Origin of the sequence: Phenylobacterium sp., assembly GCF_036677185.1 — a bacterium.
In the GTDB taxonomy this organism is placed as follows: domain Bacteria; phylum Pseudomonadota; class Alphaproteobacteria; order Caulobacterales; family Caulobacteraceae; genus Phenylobacterium.
This window is the reverse complement of record NZ_JAKFEN010000022.1, coordinates 261,443-282,659: the sequence shown is the minus strand read 5'-3', so window position 1 is coordinate 282,659 and position 21,217 is coordinate 261,443. Positions and strand designations below refer to the sequence as shown.

Annotated in this window: 16 protein-coding genes; 8 read left to right on the top strand and 8 right to left on the bottom strand. The window is 69.5% G+C overall.

The annotated features are described in order from the left end of the window. Positions 1–55 precede the first annotated feature (55 nt). Positions 56–1,276 (top strand): CoA transferase, encoded by a 1,221-nt coding sequence (locus tag V6M51_RS14770; protein ID WP_332768325.1) that lies wholly within the window; start codon positions 56–58, stop codon positions 1,274–1,276. A gap of 11 nt (positions 1,277–1,287) precedes the next feature. Further along, entirely contained in the window at positions 1,288–2,070 is a 783-nt protein-coding gene (locus V6M51_RS14765; RefSeq protein ID WP_332768324.1) for an enoyl-CoA hydratase/isomerase family protein, read from the top strand. Positions 2,071–2,110: 40 nt separating this feature from the next. On the opposite strand, the gene purM is transcribed toward V6M51_RS14765, so the two are convergent. Further along, on the bottom strand, positions 2,111–3,136 hold the full coding sequence (purM, locus tag V6M51_RS14760; RefSeq protein ID WP_332768322.1) for a phosphoribosylformylglycinamidine cyclo-ligase: 1,026 nt from the start codon (positions 3,134–3,136) through the stop codon (positions 2,111–2,113). Between the two features lie 94 nt (positions 3,137–3,230). On the opposite strand from purM, the gene rnd reads away from it, so the two are divergent. The 6 genes from rnd to V6M51_RS14730 all read left to right on the top strand — a co-directional run bounded on the left by rnd (position 3,231) and on the right by V6M51_RS14730 (position 10,631). Continuing rightward, on the top strand, positions 3,231–4,412 hold the full coding sequence (gene rnd, locus V6M51_RS14755) for a ribonuclease D (protein ID WP_332768320.1): 1,182 nt from the start codon (positions 3,231–3,233) through the stop codon (positions 4,410–4,412). 188 nt (positions 4,413–4,600) lie between these two features. Beyond that, a complete protein-coding gene (locus V6M51_RS14750) occupies positions 4,601–6,244 on the top strand; it encodes a bifunctional diguanylate cyclase/phosphodiesterase (RefSeq protein WP_332768319.1) in 1,644 nt (547 codons plus the stop codon). Further along, the gene (locus V6M51_RS14745) at positions 6,241–6,948 is read left to right on the top strand and encodes a LysM peptidoglycan-binding domain-containing protein (RefSeq protein WP_332768317.1); all 708 of its coding nucleotides are present in this window, start codon (positions 6,241–6,243) and stop codon (positions 6,946–6,948) included. Before V6M51_RS14750 ends, V6M51_RS14745 begins: the two co-directional genes overlap by 4 nt. Before the next feature lie 94 nt (positions 6,949–7,042). Beyond that, positions 7,043–8,824: a protein kinase domain-containing protein gene (locus tag V6M51_RS14740; RefSeq protein WP_332768316.1), complete on the top strand. Its 1,782-nt coding sequence runs from the start codon at positions 7,043–7,045 to the stop codon at positions 8,822–8,824. 5 nt (positions 8,825–8,829) lie between these two features. After that, positions 8,830–9,888 (top strand): type VI secretion system-associated FHA domain protein TagH, encoded by a 1,059-nt coding sequence (tagH, locus tag V6M51_RS14735; RefSeq protein WP_332768358.1) that lies wholly within the window; start codon positions 8,830–8,832, stop codon positions 9,886–9,888. After that, the gene (locus tag V6M51_RS14730) at positions 9,885–10,631 is read left to right on the top strand and encodes a PP2C family protein-serine/threonine phosphatase (protein ID WP_332768314.1); all 747 of its coding nucleotides are present in this window, start codon (positions 9,885–9,887) and stop codon (positions 10,629–10,631) included. The genes tagH and V6M51_RS14730 overlap by 4 nt, the downstream gene beginning before the upstream one ends. 428 nt (positions 10,632–11,059) lie before the next feature. Here the strand turns inward: V6M51_RS14730 and V6M51_RS14725 are convergent, their stop codons facing one another. The 7 genes from V6M51_RS14725 to V6M51_RS14695 all read right to left on the bottom strand — a co-directional run bounded on the left by V6M51_RS14725 (position 11,060) and on the right by V6M51_RS14695 (position 21,151). Continuing rightward, positions 11,060–12,721 (bottom strand): glycosyltransferase family 4 protein, encoded by a 1,662-nt coding sequence (locus tag V6M51_RS14725; RefSeq protein WP_332768313.1) that lies wholly within the window; start codon positions 12,719–12,721, stop codon positions 11,060–11,062. A 120-nt stretch (positions 12,722–12,841) separates the two neighbouring features. Next, complete coding sequence (locus V6M51_RS14720) at positions 12,842–14,230, bottom strand: alkaline phosphatase (RefSeq protein WP_332768312.1); 1,389 nt, start codon at positions 14,228–14,230, stop codon at positions 12,842–12,844. Between the two features lie 193 nt (positions 14,231–14,423). Then, complete coding sequence (locus tag V6M51_RS14715) at positions 14,424–15,926, bottom strand: Ppx/GppA phosphatase family protein (RefSeq protein WP_332768310.1); 1,503 nt, start codon at positions 15,924–15,926, stop codon at positions 14,424–14,426. A 19-nt stretch (positions 15,927–15,945) separates the two neighbouring features. Beyond that, the gene (locus V6M51_RS14710; RefSeq protein ID WP_332768308.1) at positions 15,946–18,141 is read right to left on the bottom strand and encodes an RNA degradosome polyphosphate kinase; all 2,196 of its coding nucleotides are present in this window, start codon (positions 18,139–18,141) and stop codon (positions 15,946–15,948) included. Positions 18,142–18,305: 164 nt separating this feature from the next. Next, positions 18,306–18,980: a DnaA ATPase domain-containing protein gene (locus V6M51_RS14705; RefSeq protein WP_332768306.1), complete on the bottom strand. Its 675-nt coding sequence runs from the start codon at positions 18,978–18,980 to the stop codon at positions 18,306–18,308. A 125-nt stretch (positions 18,981–19,105) separates the two neighbouring features. Further along, positions 19,106–20,302, bottom strand: a complete 1,197-nt coding sequence (locus V6M51_RS14700) for an acyl-CoA dehydrogenase family protein (protein WP_332768305.1) — start codon at positions 20,300–20,302, stop codon at positions 19,106–19,108. 84 nt (positions 20,303–20,386) lie between these two features. After that, entirely contained in the window at positions 20,387–21,151 is a 765-nt protein-coding gene (locus tag V6M51_RS14695) for an arginyltransferase (protein WP_332768303.1), read from the bottom strand. Positions 21,152–21,217 lie beyond the last annotated feature (66 nt).

Here is a 21,217-nt window from a genome sequence, read left to right as displayed (position 1 = left end):
AAACACCGCGGATGCATCTGGATCCCGGCCTTCGCCGGGACGAGCGGGAGGGTGCATGTACGATCTCTTGAAGGGTCTGCGGGTGGTCGAGGGCTCGGCCTTCGTGGCGGGGCCGACCTGCGGCCTCTACCTGGCCCAGCTCGGCGCCGAGGTGATCCGCTTCGACAATATCGGCGGCGGCCCCGATTTCCGCCGCTGGCCGCTGACGCCCGGCGGCGACAGCCTCTATTGGGAAGGGCTGAACAAGTCGAAGAAATCCATCGCCATCGACCTCTCCCGTCCCGAGGGCCGGGACCTGGCCGCGCGCCTTGCCGCGGCGCCCGGCGATGAGGGCGGCGTGTTCGTCACCAACTTCCCGGTCGAGGGCTTCCTCTCCTACGAAAAACTCGCCGCCCTGCGGCCCGACCTGATCTGCGCCCGGATCATGGGCTGGGCCGACGGCGGACCGGCGGTGGACTACACGGTCAACAGCGCCGTCGGCGTGCCATTGATGACCGGCCATCCCGACGATCCACGGCCGGTGAACCATGTCCTTCCGGCCTGGGACCTCCTGACCGGGGCCTACGCCGCCTTCGCCCTGGTGGCGGCGGTGAGCGCGCGGGCCAAGGACGGCAAGGGGCGCGAGATCCGCATCCCGCTGTCGGATATCGCCGGATCCACAATGGCCAACCTCGGCTACCTGGCGGAGTCCCTGGTCGGCTCGGACCGGCCGCGGATGGGCAATGACCTCTACGGCGCCTTCGGCCGCGACTTCGTGCTGAAGGATGGCCGCCGGATCATGCTGGTGGCGATCACCGCCCGGCAGTGGAAGGGCCTGCAGCAGGTCCTGGAGATCGAGGCGCCGGTCGCGGCGCTCGAAGCCGAGCTGGCCCTGAGCTTCGCCGCTGACGAGGGACTGCGCTTCGATCACCGGGCCCGCCTGCTGCCGATCTTCGAGGCCGCCTTCGCCCGCAAGACCCTGGCCGATCTGCTTCCGGCCTTCGAGCGGGAAGGGGTCTGCTGGGGCCCCTACCAGCCGATGAGCCAGGCCGCTGAGGACCCGCGCCTGTTCAAGGACAACCCGGTCTATGCCGACATCGTCCATCCCAGCGGGCGGACCTATCCGGCGGCGGGCTTCGCCGGGACCATCCCGCAGGAGGCGCGAGCGCCGGCCCGGCCCGCCTCGCGGCTGGGGCAACATACTGACGAGGTGCTCAGTGAGGTGCTGGGGCTTTCGGGCGTAGAGATAGCGCGGCTGCACGACGTGGGGCTCGTCGCCGGACCTCAAGAGGCGTGACCGAAGGGGACATGAAACTGAAGACGATCACGGTGAGCGAGGCTGGCGAGGGCGTGCGGGTGGTGACGCTCTCGCGACCCGACGCCGCCAACGCGCTCAGCACCGCCATGGGCGAGGAACTACTGGCGCTGTGGAAGACCCTGGCCAAGGACCCCAAGGTCCGGGTCGCGGTTCTGACCGGGGCGGGGCGGTTCTTCTGCGCCGGGGCCGACCTCAAGGAACGTGACGGCATGACCGACGCCGCCTGGGGCGAGCAGCACGTGATGTTCGAGGCGATGATCCGCGCCCAGCTCGCCTGTCCGTTCCCGATCATCGCGGCCGTGAACGGCGCGGCCATGGGGGGCGGCTGCGAGATGGCCTTGGCCTGCGACTTCGCCTGGGGCTCGAGCACGGCGCGTTTGGGCCTGCCCGAGGTGGGGCTCGGCATCATCCCAGGTCTGGGAGGCACCCAGTACATCGTCCGCGCCGCCGGCGCGCGGCGCGCCTCGGAGCTCTTGATGTCGGGCCTGCCGATCGATGCGGCCCAGGCCCTGGATTTCGGCCTCCTCAATCGGGTCGTCCCGGCCGACGAGCTGATGCCACAGGTGTTGGAGCGCGCCCGGGTGATCGCTTCCAAAGCGCCCCTGTCGGTCAAGGCCCTGAAGGCCGTGGTCCAGGGCGGCGCCGCCCTGCCGCTGGACAAGGCCATGGCCCTGGAGCTCGTCCAGTACAACCGCCTGTTCAAGACCAAGGACCGCCGCGAAGGCGTCGCCGCCTTCAATCAGAAGCGGACGGCGGTGTTTCGGGGGGAGTAGGGCTCTTTTCCTTCCCCATAGAGAGGAGGGAAAAGGGTGCTCAGGCCGCCGCCAGTTCGCCGCAGACGAAGGCTTCCTCGCCGGCGGCCAGCAGGCCGTCCAGCGTGTCCGACAGGTGCTCGGGCGCGACGATCAGCACCATGCCGACGCCACAGTTGAAGGTGCGCCGCAGTTCGTGTTCGGAGATCCCGCCCACCTCCGCCAGCCATTGGAAGACCGGGGGCAGGGCCCAGGCGTCCCAGTCGAACCGGGCGATCAGGCCGTCGGCGATGGCGCGCGGCGGGTTCTCGATCAGCCCGCCGCCCGTGATGTGGGCCGCGCCCTTGATGCGGCCGGCCTTGATCTGCGGCAGGACGCTCTTGATGTAGATGCGGGTGGGGGCCATCAGCGCCTGCGCCAAGGTCTTGCCCGGTGCGAACGGGGCGGAGGCGTCCCAGGCCAGGCCCGAACGCTCGACCACCCGGCGGACCAGGGAATAGCCGTTGGAGTGCGGGCCGCTGGAGCCCAGCGCGATCAGCACGTCGCCGGCCTTTTGCGTATCCAGGGTCGGCAGCACCGCGCCGCGCTCGACCGCCCCGACGGAGAAGCCGGCCAAGTCGTAATCGCCCTCGGAATACATGCCCGGCATCTCGGCGGTCTCGCCGCCCACCAGCGCGCAGCCGGCCTGCTTGCAGCCTTCGGCGATGCCGCCGACCACCCGCGTCGCCTCCTCGACGTTCAGCTTGCCGGTGGCGAAATAGTCCAGGAACAGCAGGGGCTCGGCGCCCTGGGCCAACAGGTCGTTGACGCACATGGCCACCAGGTCGATCCCCACGGTGTCGTGCTGGCCGGTCTCGATGGCGATCTTCAGCTTGGTGCCGACGCCGTCGGTGGTGGAGACCAGCAGGGGATCGGAATAGCCGGCCGCCTTCAGGTCGAACAACGCGCCGAACCCTCCAAGGGCGGCGTCCGCCCCCGGTCGCCGCGTGGCCTTGGCCAAGGGCTTGATGCGCTCGATCAGGTCGTTCCCGGCGTCGATGTCGACGCCGGCCTGAGCGTAGGTGAGGCCATTGGGCCGGTCGGTCATGTGACGCCTTTAGGACTCAGGGCGGGCAAGAAATTGGCCTCCGCGCGCATCCGGCGCTTGCAGACTCGGCCACTGGCGAGCGTATAGCTACTTGATGACGCCGATTACAACCACCGCCGAGCTCCAGGCGTTCTGCGACAAAATCAAAGGCCAGCCCTTCGTCGCAGTAGACACCGAGTTCATGCGCGAAACCACCTACTGGCCCAAGCTCTGCCTGATCCAGGCCGCCGCACCCTCCGCTGAAGCGGTGATCGATCCGTTGGCCGACGGGATCGATCTCGAACCGTTCCTGGAGATCCTGCGCGACCCGAGCATCGAGAAGGTGTTCCACGCCGCCCGCCAGGATGTTGAAATCTTCAACAATCTGAATGCGATGCCGCAGCCCCTGTTCGACACCCAGGTGGCCGGCATGGCCGCCGGGTTCGGCGAGCAGATCGCCTATGACGCCCTGGTCCGCCAGATGCTGAAGCTTGAGATCGACAAGTCGTCGCGCTTCACCGACTGGGCGCGCCGGCCGCTGACCGACGCCCAGCTGGTCTACGCCCTGGGCGACGTGACGCACCTGGCCGAGCTCTATCCGATGCTGCGCGACCGCCTTGAGAAGGAAGGCCGCCTCACCTGGGTGGTCGACGAGATGCAGGGCCTGTGCGACCCGGCGGTCTACGACGTGGAGCCGGAGAACGCCTGGAAGCGACTCAAGCCGCGGCGCCATACCTCGAAATACCTGGCGATCTTCAAGTCGGTCGCCGCCTGGCGCGAACGCACCGCCCAGATGCGCGACCAGCCGCGCGGCCGGATCCTCAAGGACGACGCCATCGACGAGATCGCCACCCAGGCCCCGACCGACGCCGACGCCCTGGATCGTCTGCGCTCCGTGCCCAAGGGCTTCTCGGGCTCGCGGTTCGGCCCCGACCTGCTGGCCGCCGTCCGCGAGGCGCTGAAGGACCCCGAGGGCTACGCCCCGGTGATCGAACGCAGCAAGGTGCAGGTCTCGCCCGCCGCCGGTGCGGTGGTCGAGCTGCTGAAGGTGCTGTTGAAGGCGCGAGCCGAGGACGCCGGGGTGGCGTCCAAGCTGATCGCCACGGTCTCGGACCTGGAACAGATCGCCAATGACGACAACGCCAAGACCCAGGCGCTCACCGGTTGGCGCCGCGAGGCGTTCGGCGAGGACGCCCTGCGGCTGAAGCGCGGCGAACTGGCCCTGGTCCTGGACGGCACGCGGGTTCGGGTGGTGGAAGTCCGCCGTGCGCCCAAGGCGACCGCCGCGGCGGAGTAGGGGGCGACCCCAAGGGTTGCGCCGGGACCGCGGTCTCGGCCGGCCGCCCGGTCACCTTCTGTAAGGGATACATCTTCACCAGGCGGTAGAGGACGGTGCGGCATTATGTCCGCCGAGGTCTTCGTGGGGACGGCCGCCGTGGTGAAGATTTGAGACTCTGGACATACGGAGCGCTGGCGAGGTTGCCGTTGATCGGCTTCCGCGGAAAGATCGTGGCCCTGGCCGTGATCGCCGTGGCGTTTCCCTTTGTCGGATGGCTGGCGCCGGGCGAGGGCCTGACCCGCGCCGCGACGCTTGCGGGCGCCTTCTGCGGGGCGGCCGCCGTCCTGGTCCTGCTGTCGCTGCTGTTGCGACCCTTGGGCCTGTTGGGCCGGGCGCTGGAGGCCTGCGCCGAGGGCCGCGAGGTCTCGGCCCTGCCACAGGGCTTCTCGGACAGCGTCGGTCGCATGATGCGCGACGTCACCCAGATCGCCGCCCGCCTGGACGGCCAGCGTCACCGTCTGACCAATCGTCACCCGATCACCGGCCTGCCGACCCGTGAGCCGTTCCTGGCCGTCCTCGACGCCGACGTGAAGGATGTGGCCCACACCGTCGTGCTGGGCGTGGTGCGGTTCGCTGACTACGACCGGCTGGCGGCCTTTGACCAGGGCGCGGCCGAACGCGCGCTCGCCGCCTTCGCCCAACGCCTCTCCGGCGCCCTGCAGCCCAGCCGCGTCGTGGCCCAAGTCGACCGCGACTGCTTCGGCATCTGGTTCGCGGGCGTCGACGCGCCGCATGTGGCCGCCAACGAGCTCCAGGCGCTGGGCTATGTGCTCAGCCAGGAGCTTCCCGATATTCGCCTCTCGCCCGACGTCGATCTGGGCGCGGCGATCTTCCCGCATGACGGGGAGGATCCCGGCACCCTGCTGACCCGGGCCTTCGCGGCCCTGCCCAAGGCGGGGGAAAGCTCAGGCGGCAAGCTCTCGTTCTTCTCGGCCCAATCCTCGGTCGCGGCCAAGGAGCGATTTTCCCTGGAGCAGGACCTGCGCCAGGCCATCGCCCGCGAGCAGTTGGCGCTGCATTTCCAGCCCGTGGTCGATCTGGAGACCGGCCGCGTGGTCGGCGCCGAGGCCCTGCTGCGCTGGCGCCACGCCGATCTCGGCCTGGTCTCGCCCGCCGAATTCATTCCGATCCTGGAACAGTCCGGCCTGATCGACGAGGTTGGGCTCTGGGTGCTGAACGCCGCCTGCCGCGAGGCCCGCGCCTGGCAGGACCTGGGCCTCACCGGCCTGAAGATGGCTGTCAACCTGTCGGCCCGCCAGTTCGCCGATCCGTCGTTGAACACCACCATCGTGCGCACCCTGGAGCGCCATCGGCTGTCGCCCGGCGCGCTTGAGGTCGAGCTCACCGAGACCGCCGCCATGGAAGACGCCGCGCGCACCCGCAGGCTTGTCGAGGAGCTGCGGGCGCTGGGTGTCAGCGTCGCGATCGACGATTTCGGCGCTGGCTATTCCAGCCTGTCCTATCTGAAGAACCTGCCGTTCTCGAAACTGAAGATCGACCGCGAGTTCGTCACCAAGATCGACGAACGCCGCGACAGCCAGGCCATCTGCCGAGCGCTGGTCGAACTGTCCCGCGGCCTCGACATCCAGGTCCTGGCCGAGGGCGCCGAGACCCGCGAGGAGGTCGAGACCCTACGCGGCCTCGGCTGTTTCCTGATCCAGGGCTTCTTCTTCGCCAAGCCGATGAGCGGCGAGGATTTCGTACGCACCGTGCGCGACCCGGTCTGGCTGGCCCGGCTCGCCCCACCGGCGCCGCCGCGGGCCGGAACCAAGCGGAGGGCCGTGGCTTGAGATCTCCGATCCTCCTGGCCGCCCTGTTGACCCTCACCCTAGCGGCCTGCGCCCAGACGCCGAAGGGCGCGCCGGGAGCCACCGCCACGCCTATGACGCGCGCCGCGCCGGCGCCGGCCGCCCCGGCCGCCACGCCCGGCCTCAGCGCCCGCGAGCGGCAGAACCGGGCCGTGGAGCTCCTGGGGACCGGCCAGGGCGTCCTGGCCCGGATCGAACTGCTGGCGGTGCTGGCTGAGCAACCCGGCAACGCCGTGGCCCGCAAACTGCTGGACCAGATCGACCGCGATCCGCGCGAGCTGTTGGGCGAGAAGCACTACGTCTACAAGGTGCGGCCGGGGGACTCGATGTCCAGCCTGGCCGACCGGCTGCTGGGTGACAGCCTGATGTTCTATGGCCTGGCGCGCTACAACAACATCGCCGATCCCTCGCAGATGAGCGTCGGCCAGACCCTGCTGATCCCTGGGGTTCCGCGCAAGGTCGTCCCGGCCAAGCCCGCCCCCGCCGCGGCCGCCGCGCCGGCCGGCCAGCGCAATCCCGTCCGCGCCGGCCAACTGCGCGGCCAGGCCCTGGAGGAGATGAACCGCGGGGCGATCAACAAGGCCGTGGGGCTGCTGCGCCAGGCCCTGGCGCTCGATCCGGGCAACCCGGCGATCCAGCGCGACCTCGACCGCGCCGTGCGGATCCAGGCCAATGTGCGCCGCTGAGGTGAAATAATTCGCCGAAAGCGGCGCCGCGCGAATTCTCCTTTAACCGTAGCCGCTTAGCCTCCGGAAAGGATCGCGGTCCGGGGACTTGGGCATGTTGAAATTGGTCGGGCGCTACGAGGTGCAAGCGCGGATCGGCGAAGGCGCGATGGCCGACGTCTACCGGGCCTATGACCCGGGCATCAATCGCGTCCTGGCGATCAAGGTCCTTAAGGCCGAGTTCCGCCAGAACCGGCACTATGTCGCCCGTTTCCTGCGCGAGGCCAAGGCGGCTGGCGCCCTGTCGCATCCTAATATCGTCACGATCTATGACGTCGGCGAGGTCGACGGCTATCCCTATATCGCCATGGAACTGCTGGACGGCGAGCCCCTGGACAAGGCCGCCGCGCGCATCGGCCAGTTCCCGGTCGACGACGTCCTGGCCATCGGCGCCCAGCTGGGCGAGGCCCTGCGCTACGCCCACGAGGTCGGGGTGGTTCACCGCGACATCAAGCCCAGCAACATCCTGCTGGCCCCCGACGGGCGCGGCGTGAAGATTCTCGACTTCGGCATCGCCCGCGTGGCCGAGGCCGACACCGAGGCGGAAATGCTGAAGACCCAGGTCGGCCAGGTCCTGGGCACTCCGCGCTATATGAGCCCCGAGCAGGCCTTGGGCGGTCATATCGACGGGCGCTCCGATCTCTTCTCCGCCGGCGTGGTGCTCTATGAACTGGTCACCGGCCAGCGGGCCTTCGCCGGGACCAGCGCCGCCACGCTCGCCCTGCAGATCACCCAGAACGATCCGCGCCCCATCGCCGAGCTCGCCCCGGAGTGCCCGCGCGGCCTGCAGTTCATCATCGGCAAGCTGTTGGCCAAGAAGCCCGAGCGTCGGTTCGCCGACGGCGGCCAGCTGGCCGAGGCCATGCGCCGCGAGCAGCGGTCGCTCGAGGCCCAGGCCGAGGAGCAGGCGGGCGTGCGCCGCTACCTGCCGCTGCAGGCGCGCCTAACCCTGATCATGGCCGGGATCACCGCGGTGGTCCTACTGGTCTGCGTGGGCCTGGTGCTGAACCGCCAGGACCGCGCCATGGAGCGCATGGCGCTCTCGTCCGGCGGCGCCATAGCGTCGTTCGTGGCCTCCAACGCCGCCCTGACCGCGGCCGACAACGCGACCCTGCCGGCCGACGAGCGCGACTGGGCTCCGGTGGCCGCCTTCGTGCGCGCCGCCTCGGCCGACCCCAACATCCAGCAGATCACGGTCGTCGACGCCGACGGCCTGATCCGCGGCGCCACCGACGCCAGCCAGGTCGGCCAGATCTACGAGACCCCGCGCGGCGAAACCCCGATCCACAAGGGCGAAGACGGCGTGGTCACCAGGACCAAGTTGGAAAAGGGCGTCGACGGATTCCGCTTCGTGCGGCCGATCCTCTATGCCGGCCGCTCGTTCGGCACGGTCGACGTGGCCGTCAGCCGCGCCGAGTTGGAGGCCGCGGCCTCGCTCTCCCACTGGCTGCTGGCGGCGCTCAGCGCCGTGACCCTCGGGGTCGTGGTGGCGGTGAGCTATGCGGCGGCCAAGCAGGTGGCCGGGCCGATCCGTCGCCTGGGCGCGGCCCTGGCCGACGCCACCCGCGGCGACCTCGACTTCCGCATCTCCCACACGCGCAAGGACGAGTTCGGCGAGTTGTTCGACGGCTTCAACCGCTTCGCCGCCTCGGTGCAGGACCGCCTGGAGACCGAGGCCCTGACCCGGGCCGACCCCACGCCCCGCGAACCCTCGGCCATGGCCGAGCTGCGTATCGCCGCCGCCGCCGCCGAGCGCGCCGTCCAGGCGCTCGACCGCACCCGCCTGGTGCTGGAGGACGATGCGAGCGATCGGACCATCATCGGAGGCCGTCCTTGAGCGCCATGACCGCAACCCTGGCCCAGCCCAAGGTCTCAAAGGCCGTCCTGCGCCTGTTCCGCCAGAGCGACCCCTTCCAGCTCCTGGAGTCGCGCGAACTCGCCGAGGGTGAACTGGTGATCGGGCGTGACGCCGCCGCCGGCTGGACCATCGCCGACCCTGAACGCTCGATCTCGCGCAACCACTGCGTCATCGCCCTGCAGGCCGGCCGGCTGACCCTGCGCGACACCAGCTCCAACGGGGTGTTCGTCGGCGCGCGCCGCGACCGCCTGCCGCCCGGCGATCCCGCGGCCATCGAGGCCGGCGACACCTTGCGCCTGGGCGGCTACCTGATCGTGGTCGAGGCCGCTGAGGCCGAGGGGGGCGCCTTCGACGCCCCCTTCAGCGGCCCGATGCTGAAGCCCGTGACCATCACCGGGGCGACCCTGTCCGTTCCCAGCGCCTGGGCCGGTCCGGAAGCCGCCGAGGTCCCTAGCGACGGTTCCCTTCTGGACGCTTTCTGTAATGGCGCGCGCCTGGACGCCTCGGCCTTTTCCGGCGAGGACCCGGTCGAGGTCATGCGCCGGTTGGGCGCGGTCTACCAGCAGATGGTGCTGGGCCTGGGCGACCTGATGAGCGAGCGGACCTCGGTCAAGACCGAGTACCGCATGACCCGCACCACGGTCCGCGCCGAGGGCAACAATCCCTTCAAATGGGCCCCGGCCCAGCGGGTGGCCGCCGACCTTCTGCGGCCGCGCGGAGAGGGGTTCCTGTCCGGCCCCGCGGCGGTGAAGGCCTCGTTCCAGGACATGAAGAAGCACCTGCTGTGCATGATGGCCGGTCTGCGCGCCGCCGTGGATTCGACCCTGGAGGCCCTGGCCCCCGAGGAGGCCGAGGCGCGGCTGAAGGGCCAGTCCCTGATGCTCAAGAACCGCGACGCCATGGCCTTCGCCGAGTACGCCAAGCTGCACGCCGAGTTCCGCATGCGCGCCGACGGCGATCCCGACAGCCCCGTGAACCAGGCCTTCAAGGCCGCCTATGAGCGCCAGCTGACCGAACTGGACGCCATGAGCACCCAGGCATGAGCCGAGCCTCGGCCCCGCCTCGCGTACGCAGTTTCGTAACCGCCAGCCGCACCCATGTCGGGCTCTCCCGGAGCCTCAACGAGGACCGCTTCCTGGCGCGTCCCGAGATCGGGCTGTGGGCCGTGGCCGACGGCATGGGCGGGCACCAGGCCGGCGACCTGGCCAGCCTGCGGGTGGTCGAGGCCCTGGTGGGCCTGGGGCGACCGGGGTCGGGCTACGCCTATCTCAACGCCGTTCGCGAACGACTGGCCGCGGCCAATGCCGACCTTGTCGAGCATGCCGCCAAGCTGTCGCCCGGCGCGGTGATCGGCTCAACCGTCGCCGTCCTGCTGACGCACGAGGACTATTATGCCTGCGTCTGGGCCGGCGACAGCCGGGTCTATCTGCGGCGCGGCGGAGCCCTCATGAGGGTCACCCACGACCACAGCCTGATGCAGGAGCTGATCGATTCCGGCGCCCTGGACGAACAGGAGGCCCGAACGCGGCGGATCTCCAATGTCATCACGCGCGCGGTGGGGGCGACCGGGACCCTGGAGCTCTCCGAGACCCACGGCGACATCCGGCCGGGCGACGTCTTCCTGCTGTGCTCCGACGGCCTAACCGGGCTGGTGGAGGACCATGAGTTGGGCGCGGTCCTGGCCCTGGACGACCTCGAGGCCGCCGCCGATCGGCTGCTGGCCCTGACGCTGAAGCGCGGCGCCAAGGACAACGTCACCCTGATGCTGGTTCGCGCCCAGCGCTGAGGCGTTCCCCCGCCATTTCCGGTGGATAATTTCAACCCCTTGGTGCGCGCGGCTTTGCGCGCGTCGCGTCACAAGTTGTCCACCGCTCGTCAACCGGCGGGATGTCCTCTAGCGAATCACGCCGCTTGCCAGCGAGCCGGATCGGGGCGAGCCTCAACTTGTCGAGAGGGACTGCGGCGCGGACGAACCGGGCAATCGGATCGCCAAGCGAACAGGAGGCCCTGCGAAGACCGGCGAAGGGGCGACCTGGAGCTGGACAACGTGGGGCAACGGCGACGGACAAGGCGAGTTGGGGCAACCCTGCCAACCGGAAACGTCAACGACCTCAAGGCGCAGACCCTCCACGGGGTCTGGATGAGAGGGCGACGCAGCGGGCGACCGCGGCGTCGCCCTCTTGCTATGCGCGTTTCGCCAGGAGCCGGCCGCCGCTAGAGCCAGTCGATGACGCCCAGCTTGGCCATCCAGACGATGGCGAGCTCCAGCGCCGCGCCGCGCGCGGGCGGGAACAGGGCCAGGACGTCGCCGACCGTGGCGGCCTGACCGTTGGCCAGCAGGCCGCAGATCTGGGCGCACTCGGCCGGACTGGCCCGCCACACGCTTGCGTGGCTGTCGAGATCGGTCCGCACCAGGTTCGCGGGGTCGGCGCCGGGCCGCAGGGTCAGCGGCGTTTCCGGCGCGAGAATCTGGGTCGCGAAGCCGGCGAAATCGGCGAAGGGATTGCCCTTGACCGGATGGACGCGGTGGCTCGGCTCGACGTCGCCGGCCGCGGCGCGGATCGCGGCCAGCTCGTCCAGCAGGGCGCGGATCTCGCCCACCACCACCGGCCAGTCGAAGGTTGTGCGGATGCGCTCGCGGCCGGCCGCGCCCATCCTGGCGCGCAGGGCCGGGTCTGCGATCAGGGCGGCCAGGGCATGGGCGGCGCGGCCCACATGCACGGCGGTGTGTTGGGCCACCGCGCCGACATAGTGCTGATAGGCGTCCATGCCCACGGCGTGACGCGCGGCCAGGCCCAGGCCCTGGCCGTTGGTCGGCGGCGCGCCCAGGGTGGGGATCAGGAACCCCTCCTGGCCGTCGCGGACGGTGTAGCGATAGCCGTCCCAGTCGCTGACCACCACGGGAAGGCCCGCGGCCATGGCCTCGATCGGGGTGATGCCGAAGGTCTCTTGGATGTTGTCGACCAGGGACAGGAAGATGTCGCCGCCGGCCCAGGCGCCGCCCACCACTTCCGGATCGTTGCCGTCCAGGAAGTGGGTGGTGACCGAGGGCGCATAGGCGCGCGCGGCCTTTTCGTAGAGCGGCTTGTGCACCGGCTCATTGGGGAACCAGCCGGCCAGGGCGAAATGGATCTTCTTACCGGTCGCCCGGGCCGCCTCTTCCACGGCCGCGAACATCGGCTGCGGGAAAGCCTTCTCGAAGAACGACAGCCGCCCGACCCACAGCACCAGGACATCGTCTTCGCCGAGGCCCAGCTCCCTCCGCATCCTGGCGCGGACCTCTGGTCGGTCGCCCAGGGCATGGAACCGGGCGCCGTCCACCCCCAGCGGCACCAGCGGCAGTTTCGGGATCGCGCGGCGCCCGCCATCGCCAAACCGGTGGCCCAGATAGTCGCCCCAGGCCTCGAACATCTCGGTGAGCGCGTCCTGCACGGCCGGCGAGGTGCAGATCAGCGCGTCCCAGGGCTGGATCGGCGCCAGCTGGTTCAGCGCCAGGCTCATGCGGCTGGCCGGCGGGGCGATGGTGTGGATCAGGCCGACCAGGCTGTAGGCCCGGTCCGACGCGTTCTGGCGGCGCAGCCAGGCGAGGTCGGCCAGGTCCGGCTGGCCGCGCAGAAGGGCGCCGGCCGCCACCGCCCGCTGGGTGGCGAGGATGCTGTCGATGCCGAGCTTGGTCGTCGTGGGCCTGCCCTGGGTCAGGGCAGGGGCCACTTGATCGAGCCCAACCTGGACGAGGGTCAGGATGTCGATGGCCTCGAACCCGCCATGGGCGACCAGGGCCCGGTAGAGGTCGAGATTGGCGACGTCCTTGCCGAAGAAGTTCTGGCCCAGGCCGAGTTTCCCCGCCGGATGGAAGATCGCCAGACGGGAGCTCATCGTTCGGCCGATTCCTGGTTGCCGGGGCCGTGCACCTTAGGGCCGCTGCACGCGGCGCCAAGCCCCGCGCCGGCTGGAGGCCGACCGCGCCCGCGCCTTGAGCCAGGCGCCGATGGCGGCCTAGCGGTCTGGAAGCCCCAGGGCCTCGCGCATGGCCTGGAACACCGCCGGATGGTCGATCAGGCCGCGGATGCGCTGGGCGCCCGGGCCCTGAGCGTAGGCGGCGATGTCCTCGCCGGTATGGGCCGCGCTGGCCAGAGGGATCGTCGCCAGCCCGCGTTGGTCAGGATCGGCGGTGTCGATCCTGGAGAGGTCGGGGCGGAATTCACCTGGCGAGGGGGCGCCCGGCCCGGTGGAGTACATCAGGATCGGAACCGGCTTGCCGTCGACCGCCAAGGCGGGGTCGTCGTCCGTTCCCGGCGCCAGCCCGAGGATCGCCGTGCGCCGCGCCCCGCCGTTGATGGTCAGGCCGTGGCTGTGGTCGGCGGTGACGATGATCAAGGTTTCGGCCGGATCGGTCATGGCGACGGCGGCGGCCACCGCCTGCGACAGCTCGATGGTTTCGTTCAGCGCCTCATGGGCCAGGCCCTGGTGGTGGGCCTTGTCGATCAGCCCGCCCTCGACCATCAGGAAGAAGCCGTCCTTGTCCTGGGAGAGGATTTCGATGGCCTTGACCGTCATCTCGACCAGGCGCGGGGCGTCCGCCTCCGAGAGCTTGCGGGTGGTCTCGCGCATCATGTTGCCCGGCGCGAACAGCCCGAGCAGCCGCGTCGTGCCCTTGGGAACCGCCGAGAGCGCCGACGCGGTCTCCACATAGGCTCCGCCGCTCTTGCGCCATTCCGCGGTCAGGTCGCGACCGTCCAGCCGTCGCCCGGCGTCGTCGGCGGATGTGAAGGCCGAAAGCCCGCCGCCCAGCATGACGTCGAGCTGCAGCGGCTTGGGTCCGTCCAGCATCTGGCGGGCGATGTCGACGCAACCCGCGGCCGCGGCGGCGGGAGGCAAGTCCGCGTCGGCCTGCCACTGGCGTGACGCGGTGTGGGCGTAGAGCGAGGCGGGCGTGGCGTCGGTGATCGCGGCGGTGGAGACCACGCCCGTGGCCTTCCCGGCCTGCTTGGCCAGTTCGGCCAGGGTCGGGGCGGTGGCGAGCTTGGCCGAGGCGCAGTCGTCGCGCACCACCTTGTCGGTGACCCCCAGCGCCCCGTTCAGCGTGCGGCGGCCGGTGAGAATGGCCGAGGCGCCGGCCGCCGACTCGGTGACCAGGCTGTCGGCCGAATAGGTGCGGACCAGGGCCAGGTCGGGAAAGGCCTCGAAGGACAGCCGGTTGGACGCCCCGTCGACCCCGCGGCGCTGGCCATCGAAGATCCGCGCCGCGGTGAGCGTCGAGACACCCATGCCGTCACCGATGAACAGGATGACATTCCTGGCCCGCTCGGCCGCGTGACCTGGCGTCGCCGCCCCGATCGCGATGACCAGGGCGAGCGCGCGGGAAGCGCGCCGACAGCCTGACAAAATATTCCCGTCCAACCACGCCAAGTCCGCCTGCCTCCGTATAGGGCCGGCCGTCGCTCGAGCCGACGACCTCGTCGGCGTACTCATCGGTCGCGTTGATCACACCCGCATGAAGGTTGAGTGTTTTGTTGATCTCGCAGGGGGCTCGGCGCACAGCCTCGAGCGCCGCTCGCGCGTCGCGCAACGGGCCGGCTCAGCCCACCTGCAGCTTCAGGCGCAGGGCCTGGGCCAATGTCTGGGCGCGCTTGGCGGTCTGTTCGCCCAGCAGCATGTCAGACCAGCCGGATTGGGCGGTGAGCACCAGGCTGTCGCCCACGACCCGCAGGGTCGACCGCTCCAGCAGGGCCGGATTGCGAGCCGAGAGGTCGCAGCCCAGCCGGATGGCCGAGCCGAGCGCCCGCGCCCGCTGGCGGCGCTCGGTCGTGAGCACCCGGGTGATCGTCCCCGGTTCCGGCGTGCTGGGGCTCGAATTGTGCCGGGCGAAGGCCGCGCTGGCCAGGAAGGCGCGCTCGGGGTGGTTCATGCCGGCGATCGGCGCACGCAGCACCTGTTCGAACGCGAGCTCGCCGCGATGGTCGGGGTGCAGCCGCGCGCCCAGGTCGGCCAGCCGGCAGGCCGCGGCGGTCAGAGTCGCCTCGCGTGGCCCGAACACCGGCGGCAGGGCCCCGATGGCCGGCGCCAGCCAGCGCTCGAGGGCGTCCGGCAGGGCGTTGGCCAGGCCATGGACCATGGTCAGGGCCGCGCAGCCTTCGATCAGCGGGTCGCGGGCCTGTTCCTCGGTCGGCATGGCCTCCAACAGCAGGCCCTCCCGCAGGCCATAGGCGGAGATCACCACCCGCTCGACGCCCAGCCGCTCGATCAGGGCGTCCAGCACCAGGGCCGAATAGGGCAGGGTGTCGAAGCGCTTCTTGGAGAGGCCCTGCATCCGCTCGAGCGATCCCTTCGACTGGCGGGCGACGAAGCGGGCGACGTCCACCGCGTCCGATCGGCTCATCTCATACTGGTGAGCGACCCGCAGGGGATAGTCGGCCATCTCCATGTGCAGCAGGGCGAGGTTGCGCCATGCGCCGCCGACGGCGTGGAATTCGCGGGTTCGGAAGGCCAGCGCGGCCAGATCCAACTCGGCCACGATGTGTTTGCGCGTGCGTTCCACGTCCAGCACCCTGGGCGCGCCCAGCGCGAACGGGCCGAGCGGCAGGGTGACGCCGTGGCGCGGGGCGTGGGGATCCAGATGCACCAATTCCAGGCTGGCGCCGCCCAGGTCGCCGACCACGCCGGCGGCGTCCGGCTGCCCGGCCAGTACGCCCAGGGCGGCGTAGCGGGCCTCCTCCGCGCCGGAGAGCACCCGCATGGTCAGGCCAGCCTCGTCCTCGACCTTTCGGATGAACGCGGCGCCGTCGGCGGCGTCGCGCACAGCGGCGGTGGCGACCACGAAGAGTTCGGCGGTGTTCCAGCCGCTGAGGGCGGCGCGAAAGCGGCGCAGGGCGACCAGGGCGGTCTCCACGCCCTGGGGCGACAACCGTCCGGTGACCGTCAGGTCCCGGCCGAGGCCCGCCAAGGCCTTTTCGTTATAGACGGTCCAGATCGCGCGGCCTTCCAGCCGGTAGATCACCAGGCGCACGGAATTGGAGCCGATGTCGATGACCGCGGCCTGGCGAACGCCAGCCGCGCCGGAAAGCGGCGCTTGCGACTGCATCTGGCCTAGCTGGGCTCGGCTATCCGCGCGAGGCCACATGATCGATCGCGCGCGGCATGTCCTTCACCTTCTGTCCCCGGCCGGAGAGGCTCGGGTTGGTCATGAAGTACTCGTGCGCGGAGAAGGCGCCCGGGTGGTCCCATGATGGATCCCGGGTATAGCGGCCGTCCGCGTCGAGCGTCCAGCTTTGCGCTTCGTCCTTGAGATTGGCCACCATGATCTGTTGCAGGACCTGTTGGTGGACGGTGGGGTTCTCGACGGGGGTCAGGCACTCCACCCGCCGGTCGAGGTTGCGGGGCATCCAGTCGGCCGAGGAGATGAAGACCCGGGTCTCGGCCGAGGGCATGACGCCGCCGTTGGCGAAGGCCACGATCCGCGAGTGCTCCAGGAAGCGGCCGACGATCGACTTGACCCGGATGTTCTCGGACAGGCCAGGCACGCCGGGGCGCAGACAGCAGATGCCGCGGATCACCAGGTCGATGGAGACCCCCGACTGGCTGGCCTCGTAGAGGGCGTCGATGATCACCGGGTCGACCAGGGAGTTCAGCTTGGCCCAGATGGCGGCGGGCTTGCCGGCCCGGGCGTTCTGCACCTCGCGCATGATGAAGGTGAGCAGATCGGCCTTCATGGTCAGGGGCGAGGGCGACAGCTTCTCCAGCCCGTCGGGCCGGGCGTAGCCGGTGATGAAGTTGAACAGCCGGGCCGAGTCGCGGCCCATGGCCGGGTCGCAGGTGAACAGCGACAGGTCGGTATAGATCCGTGCGGTGACCGGGTGATAGTTGCCGGTCCCGAAGTGGCAGTAGGTGCGAAGGGTGTCGCCCTCCTTGCGGACGACCATCGAGAGCTTGGCGTGGGTCTTGTACTCCACGAAGCCGAACACGACGTGGACCCCGGCCCGTTCCAGGTCGCGGGCCCATTTCAGGTTGGCCTCCTCGTCGAACCGCGCCTTGATCTCGATGAGCGCGGTGACGTTCTTGCCGTTCTCGGCCGCTTCGATGAGGGCCGCGATGATCGGGCTGTCCGACGAGGTCCGGTAGAGGGTCTGCTTGATCGCCAGCACATTGGGATCGCGGGCGGCCTGGCGGATGAACTGCACCACCACGTCGAAGCTCTCGAACGGGTGGTGGACCAGGATGTCCTTGTCACGAATGGCGGCGAAGCAGTCGCCGCCGTGGTCGCGAATCCGCTCGGGGAAGCGGGCCTCGAACGGCTTGAACTTCAGGTCGGGACGGTCTTTCGGGATCAGCTGACTGAGCTCATCCAGGCCCAGCAGGCCGTCGATCAGGATGATGTCCTCGTTCTGGGCGTGCAGGTTGCCGACGATGAAGGACCGCAGTTCCTCAGGCATGGCCGCCTCGAGCTCGACCCGCACGACCGAACCCAGGCGCCGCTGCTTCAGGCGCACCTCGAACTCGCGGACCAGGTCCTCGGCCTCTTCCTCGATCTCCACGTCGCTGTCGCGGATCAGGCGGAACACGCCGACCGCCTCGACCTCGGAGTCAGGGAACAGATGGTCGAGGAACAGCGCGACCATGCTCTCCAGGCTGATGAACCGCCGATGCGGTCGTTTGCGGCGGGATGGCCCGGGCGGCAGTTCCCAGAACCGCGCCACCTGGGCCGGGATCGGGACCAGGGCGTAGAGCAGCCGCCCGTCTGAGACTCGCTTCAGCTTCATGACCAGCGAGAAGGCGAGGTTGGGGATGAACGGGAATGGGTGGGCCGGGTCGATGGCGAGCGGCGTCAGCACCGGGAACACGCGCGAAACGAAGGTGGGCTCCAGGGCCAGCTTGTCGGCGGCGCTGACCTCATGCGACTGGACGACGGTCAGGCCCTCACCGGCCAACTCTTCGCGAAGCTGCAGCCAGCGGGTCTGCTGGTCCAGCATCAGGTCGGCGGCCTCGGCGTTGACCCGTAGCAGTTGCTCGACCGGCGTCAGGCCGTCCTGCGACACCACGCGGACGCCCTCGCGAGCCTGGGCCTTCAGTCCGGCCACCCGGACCATATAGAATTCGTCGAGGTTGTTGGCCGAGATCGACAGGAACCGCAGGCGTTCCAGCAGGGGGTGGCGGGGGTTCTTGCTCTCGCCCAGCACCCGCTCGTTGAAGGCCAGCCACGACAGTTCGCGGTTGATGAACCGCTCCGGCGAGCCGGCAAGCTCCGCGTCGAACGCGAGCGGTTTCGCGTCAGCGGTCTTGGTCGGCGCGGCGTAGGTCATGGATGCAGTATCCCCTTGAGCGGGTTCAACGGAGATCGACATTGTAAGGCCTGAACCCGCTCGAACTCATTAAATGTGCGCGGTCGAACGCAAGACCGGCGGCCACTTTTGCTGACCGCGCACGCCATGTTCTGGTTCTGGACGAACCGTGTGACAGCAACAAGTCATCCGTCGAAAAGGTCAAGATTCTCCGTATCGTCCTCAAGAATTTGCCGGGCCAGCGCCCGCGAAATGGGCCGCCCCGCGTCGTCGGCGGCTTCATCCAGGCGCTTGACGATCTCGCGCGCCGCCGGGATCGACCGCTCCATACGTCGCAACAGGTATGGGAAGACCTCGCGGGGCGGACGAATGCTCCGTTCCCGGAAGAATTTCCTCAAGACACCTTCAAGGACCACATCGTCGGGCTCCTCGATCTCGGCGGTCAGCAGGGCGTTGAGCCGCGAGCGCAGATCGGGAAGCGCCGCGCTCCAGCCGGCCGGCGCCTGGCGCGCGGTGAGCAGCAAGCCGCCGCCCTTGTGGCCCGCCATGTTGATCAGATGGAACAGGGCCTCGCCGTCGACGCCCTGGTCGACGTCTTCCACCAGCACCGGCCGGCCGGCGGCCTCGCCGAGCTGTGGGTCCTCGCGGTCCAGGATCACCGCCCCGGCCCGCTCGGCCCAGTGCCGCGCCAGGTGGGTCTTGCCGACCCCGGTCGGCCCGAACAGGGCCAGCGCCCCGCCATGCCAGGCCGGCCAGGCGTCGAGGATCGCGATGGCCTGGGCGTTTGACGGCCCCGGCACGAAGTGCTCGCGGGCGTACGAAACCGGACGCCGGAGCTCCAGGCGCAATTGGCGCGTCATGCGACTGATCCGGACCGATACAAGAACACGCCGCAAGTTTACCAAGCCGCGGGCCGGCGGTCGACGCGCCTTCGGTCACCGCCTGGGGACGGGCCCAGCTCTGCTGTTGACGAAGCCCGTCGCGGTCAGCGGTTCTGGGTGGTGTCGGGAAGGCCCAGGATGCGCTTGGCGATGATGTTGTTCTGGATCTCCTGCGAGCCGCCGGCGATGGTCGAGGACTTGACCCGCAGATAGGCCCGGCCCGCGGCCCACTCCTCGGCCGTGAAGTCGTCGCCGTCCCAGCCCAGGCCGTTCAGCCCCATGGCCTCGACGATCATCTCGGCCTGGTCGGTGGCGGCCCGCGAATAGGCGTTCTTCATGATCGAGGTCGCCGCGCTGGGGCCGTTCTGGTTCTTCGTCTCGGCCGCCACGCGGGCGATGGTGAGCGCATAGGCCTTCTGGTCCATGTCCAGCATGGCCGCACGGGCGCGCATGTCGCTGTCTGCGAGCGCGCCGTCCGCGTCGACGCCCTTGTAGCGCTTGGCCGCCTCGCGCAGCGGCCTGGCGGTGGGCTGGGCCCGGCCGCCATCGGCGCCGCTGATCCCGCTGCGCTCATGCTGCAGCAGGCGCTTGCCCACGGTCCAGCCCCCGTTCAGCGGCCCGACCAGGTTCTCCTTGGGCACCTTCACGTCGGTGAAGAAGGTCTCGCAGAACGGCGAGGACCCAGAGATCAGGAGGATCGGCCGCGTCTCCACCCCCGGCGTGCGCATGTCGATGAGCAGGAAGCTGATCCCCTCATGCTTCCTGGTCGGATCGGTCCGCGTCAGGCAGAAGCACCAGTCGGCATACTGAGCGCCAGAAGTCCATATTTTTGAGCCGTTTACGAGGAAATATTCACCTATATCCTCAGCCTTGGTCTGCAGGGACGCCAGGTCCGATCCCGAGCCTGGTTCGGAATAACCCTGGCACCAGCGAAGCGTCCCATTGGCGATGGACGGGATGTGGCGCTGCTTCTGTTCCTCCGTGCCATATTCCAGCAGGGTCGGGCCGAACATCATCACGCCCATGCCGCCGATCGGGTTCCAGGCGCCGATCCTGGCCATCTCTTCGCGCAGGACGCGGGTCTCGGCGACCGTAAGCCCGCCGCCGCCATAGGCCGCGGGCCAGGTGGGGACCCCCCAGCCGCGGTCTCCCATCCGCTGCTTCCAATGCCTGAAGTCGGCGTCGTCCGGCGCCGGCCCCTCGGCCATCATCAGGGCGCCCTGGCCCTTCAGGGATGGCGGGAAGTTCTCGTCGAGCCAGGCGCGGGCCTCGCCGCGAAAGGCTTCGAGCGCAGGATCCATGGGTGACCTCCTGGGGAAGCTCTCAGGGCTTCGTTGGGAGGCATGTGAGAACCGTGCGGCGCGGCTGTCAACGATGCGGGATGCTCAGGCCTCCATGATCCGCATGCGGTCGCGCGCGGACATCAACGACCAGCCCTCCGGCCGCAGCAGTTCGATGGGCGAGAAGCGGACCTTGTAGTCCATCTTCTCCGAGCCCCGGACCCAATAGCCCAGATAGACATAGGGCAGGCTGGTCAGGCAGGCCTGGACCACGTGGTCGAGGATCACGAACGAGCCCAGGCTGCGCTTGGTCAGGGTCGGGTCGTAAAACGAATAGACCAGCGACAGGCCGTCGCTCATCAGGTCGACCAGGACACAGGCGATCAGGTCTCCGGGACCTCCGTCCTGCGAGCGTAGGCGATACTCGATGATGTGAGTGCGGACCGCCGTGTCCTCGACCATGGCGACATAGTCGGGCCAGGTCATCTCGGCCATGCCGCCATTGGCGTGGCGACTCACCAGGTAGCGGCGGAGCAGGTCGAACTGCTCCATGGTGGCCTCGGCCTCGACCAGGTGGCGTTCCAGATCTTCATTGCGAGCCAGGGTCCGGCGCTCCGAGCGCGAGAAGACGTAGTCCTTGGCTGGGATGCGCGCCGAGACGCAGGCGGCGCACGCCTCGCAGGCCGGGCGGTAGGCGATGTTCTGGGAACGGCGGAAGCCGACCTGGGTCAGGCTGTCATTGACGCTGGCCCCATCCGACAGCGGCAAGTGGGCGAAGACCTTCCGCTCGTGTCGCTCAGGCAAATAGGGACACGGCGAAGGTGCGGTCAGGAAGAACCTGAGCTGTCGCGTCGGAAAGTGTTGCGTCACGGACTTGCGATCGCTTTCGAACCACTACGCCTGGAGGGATTAGGCGTCATGGGAAGCTCAGGCGCA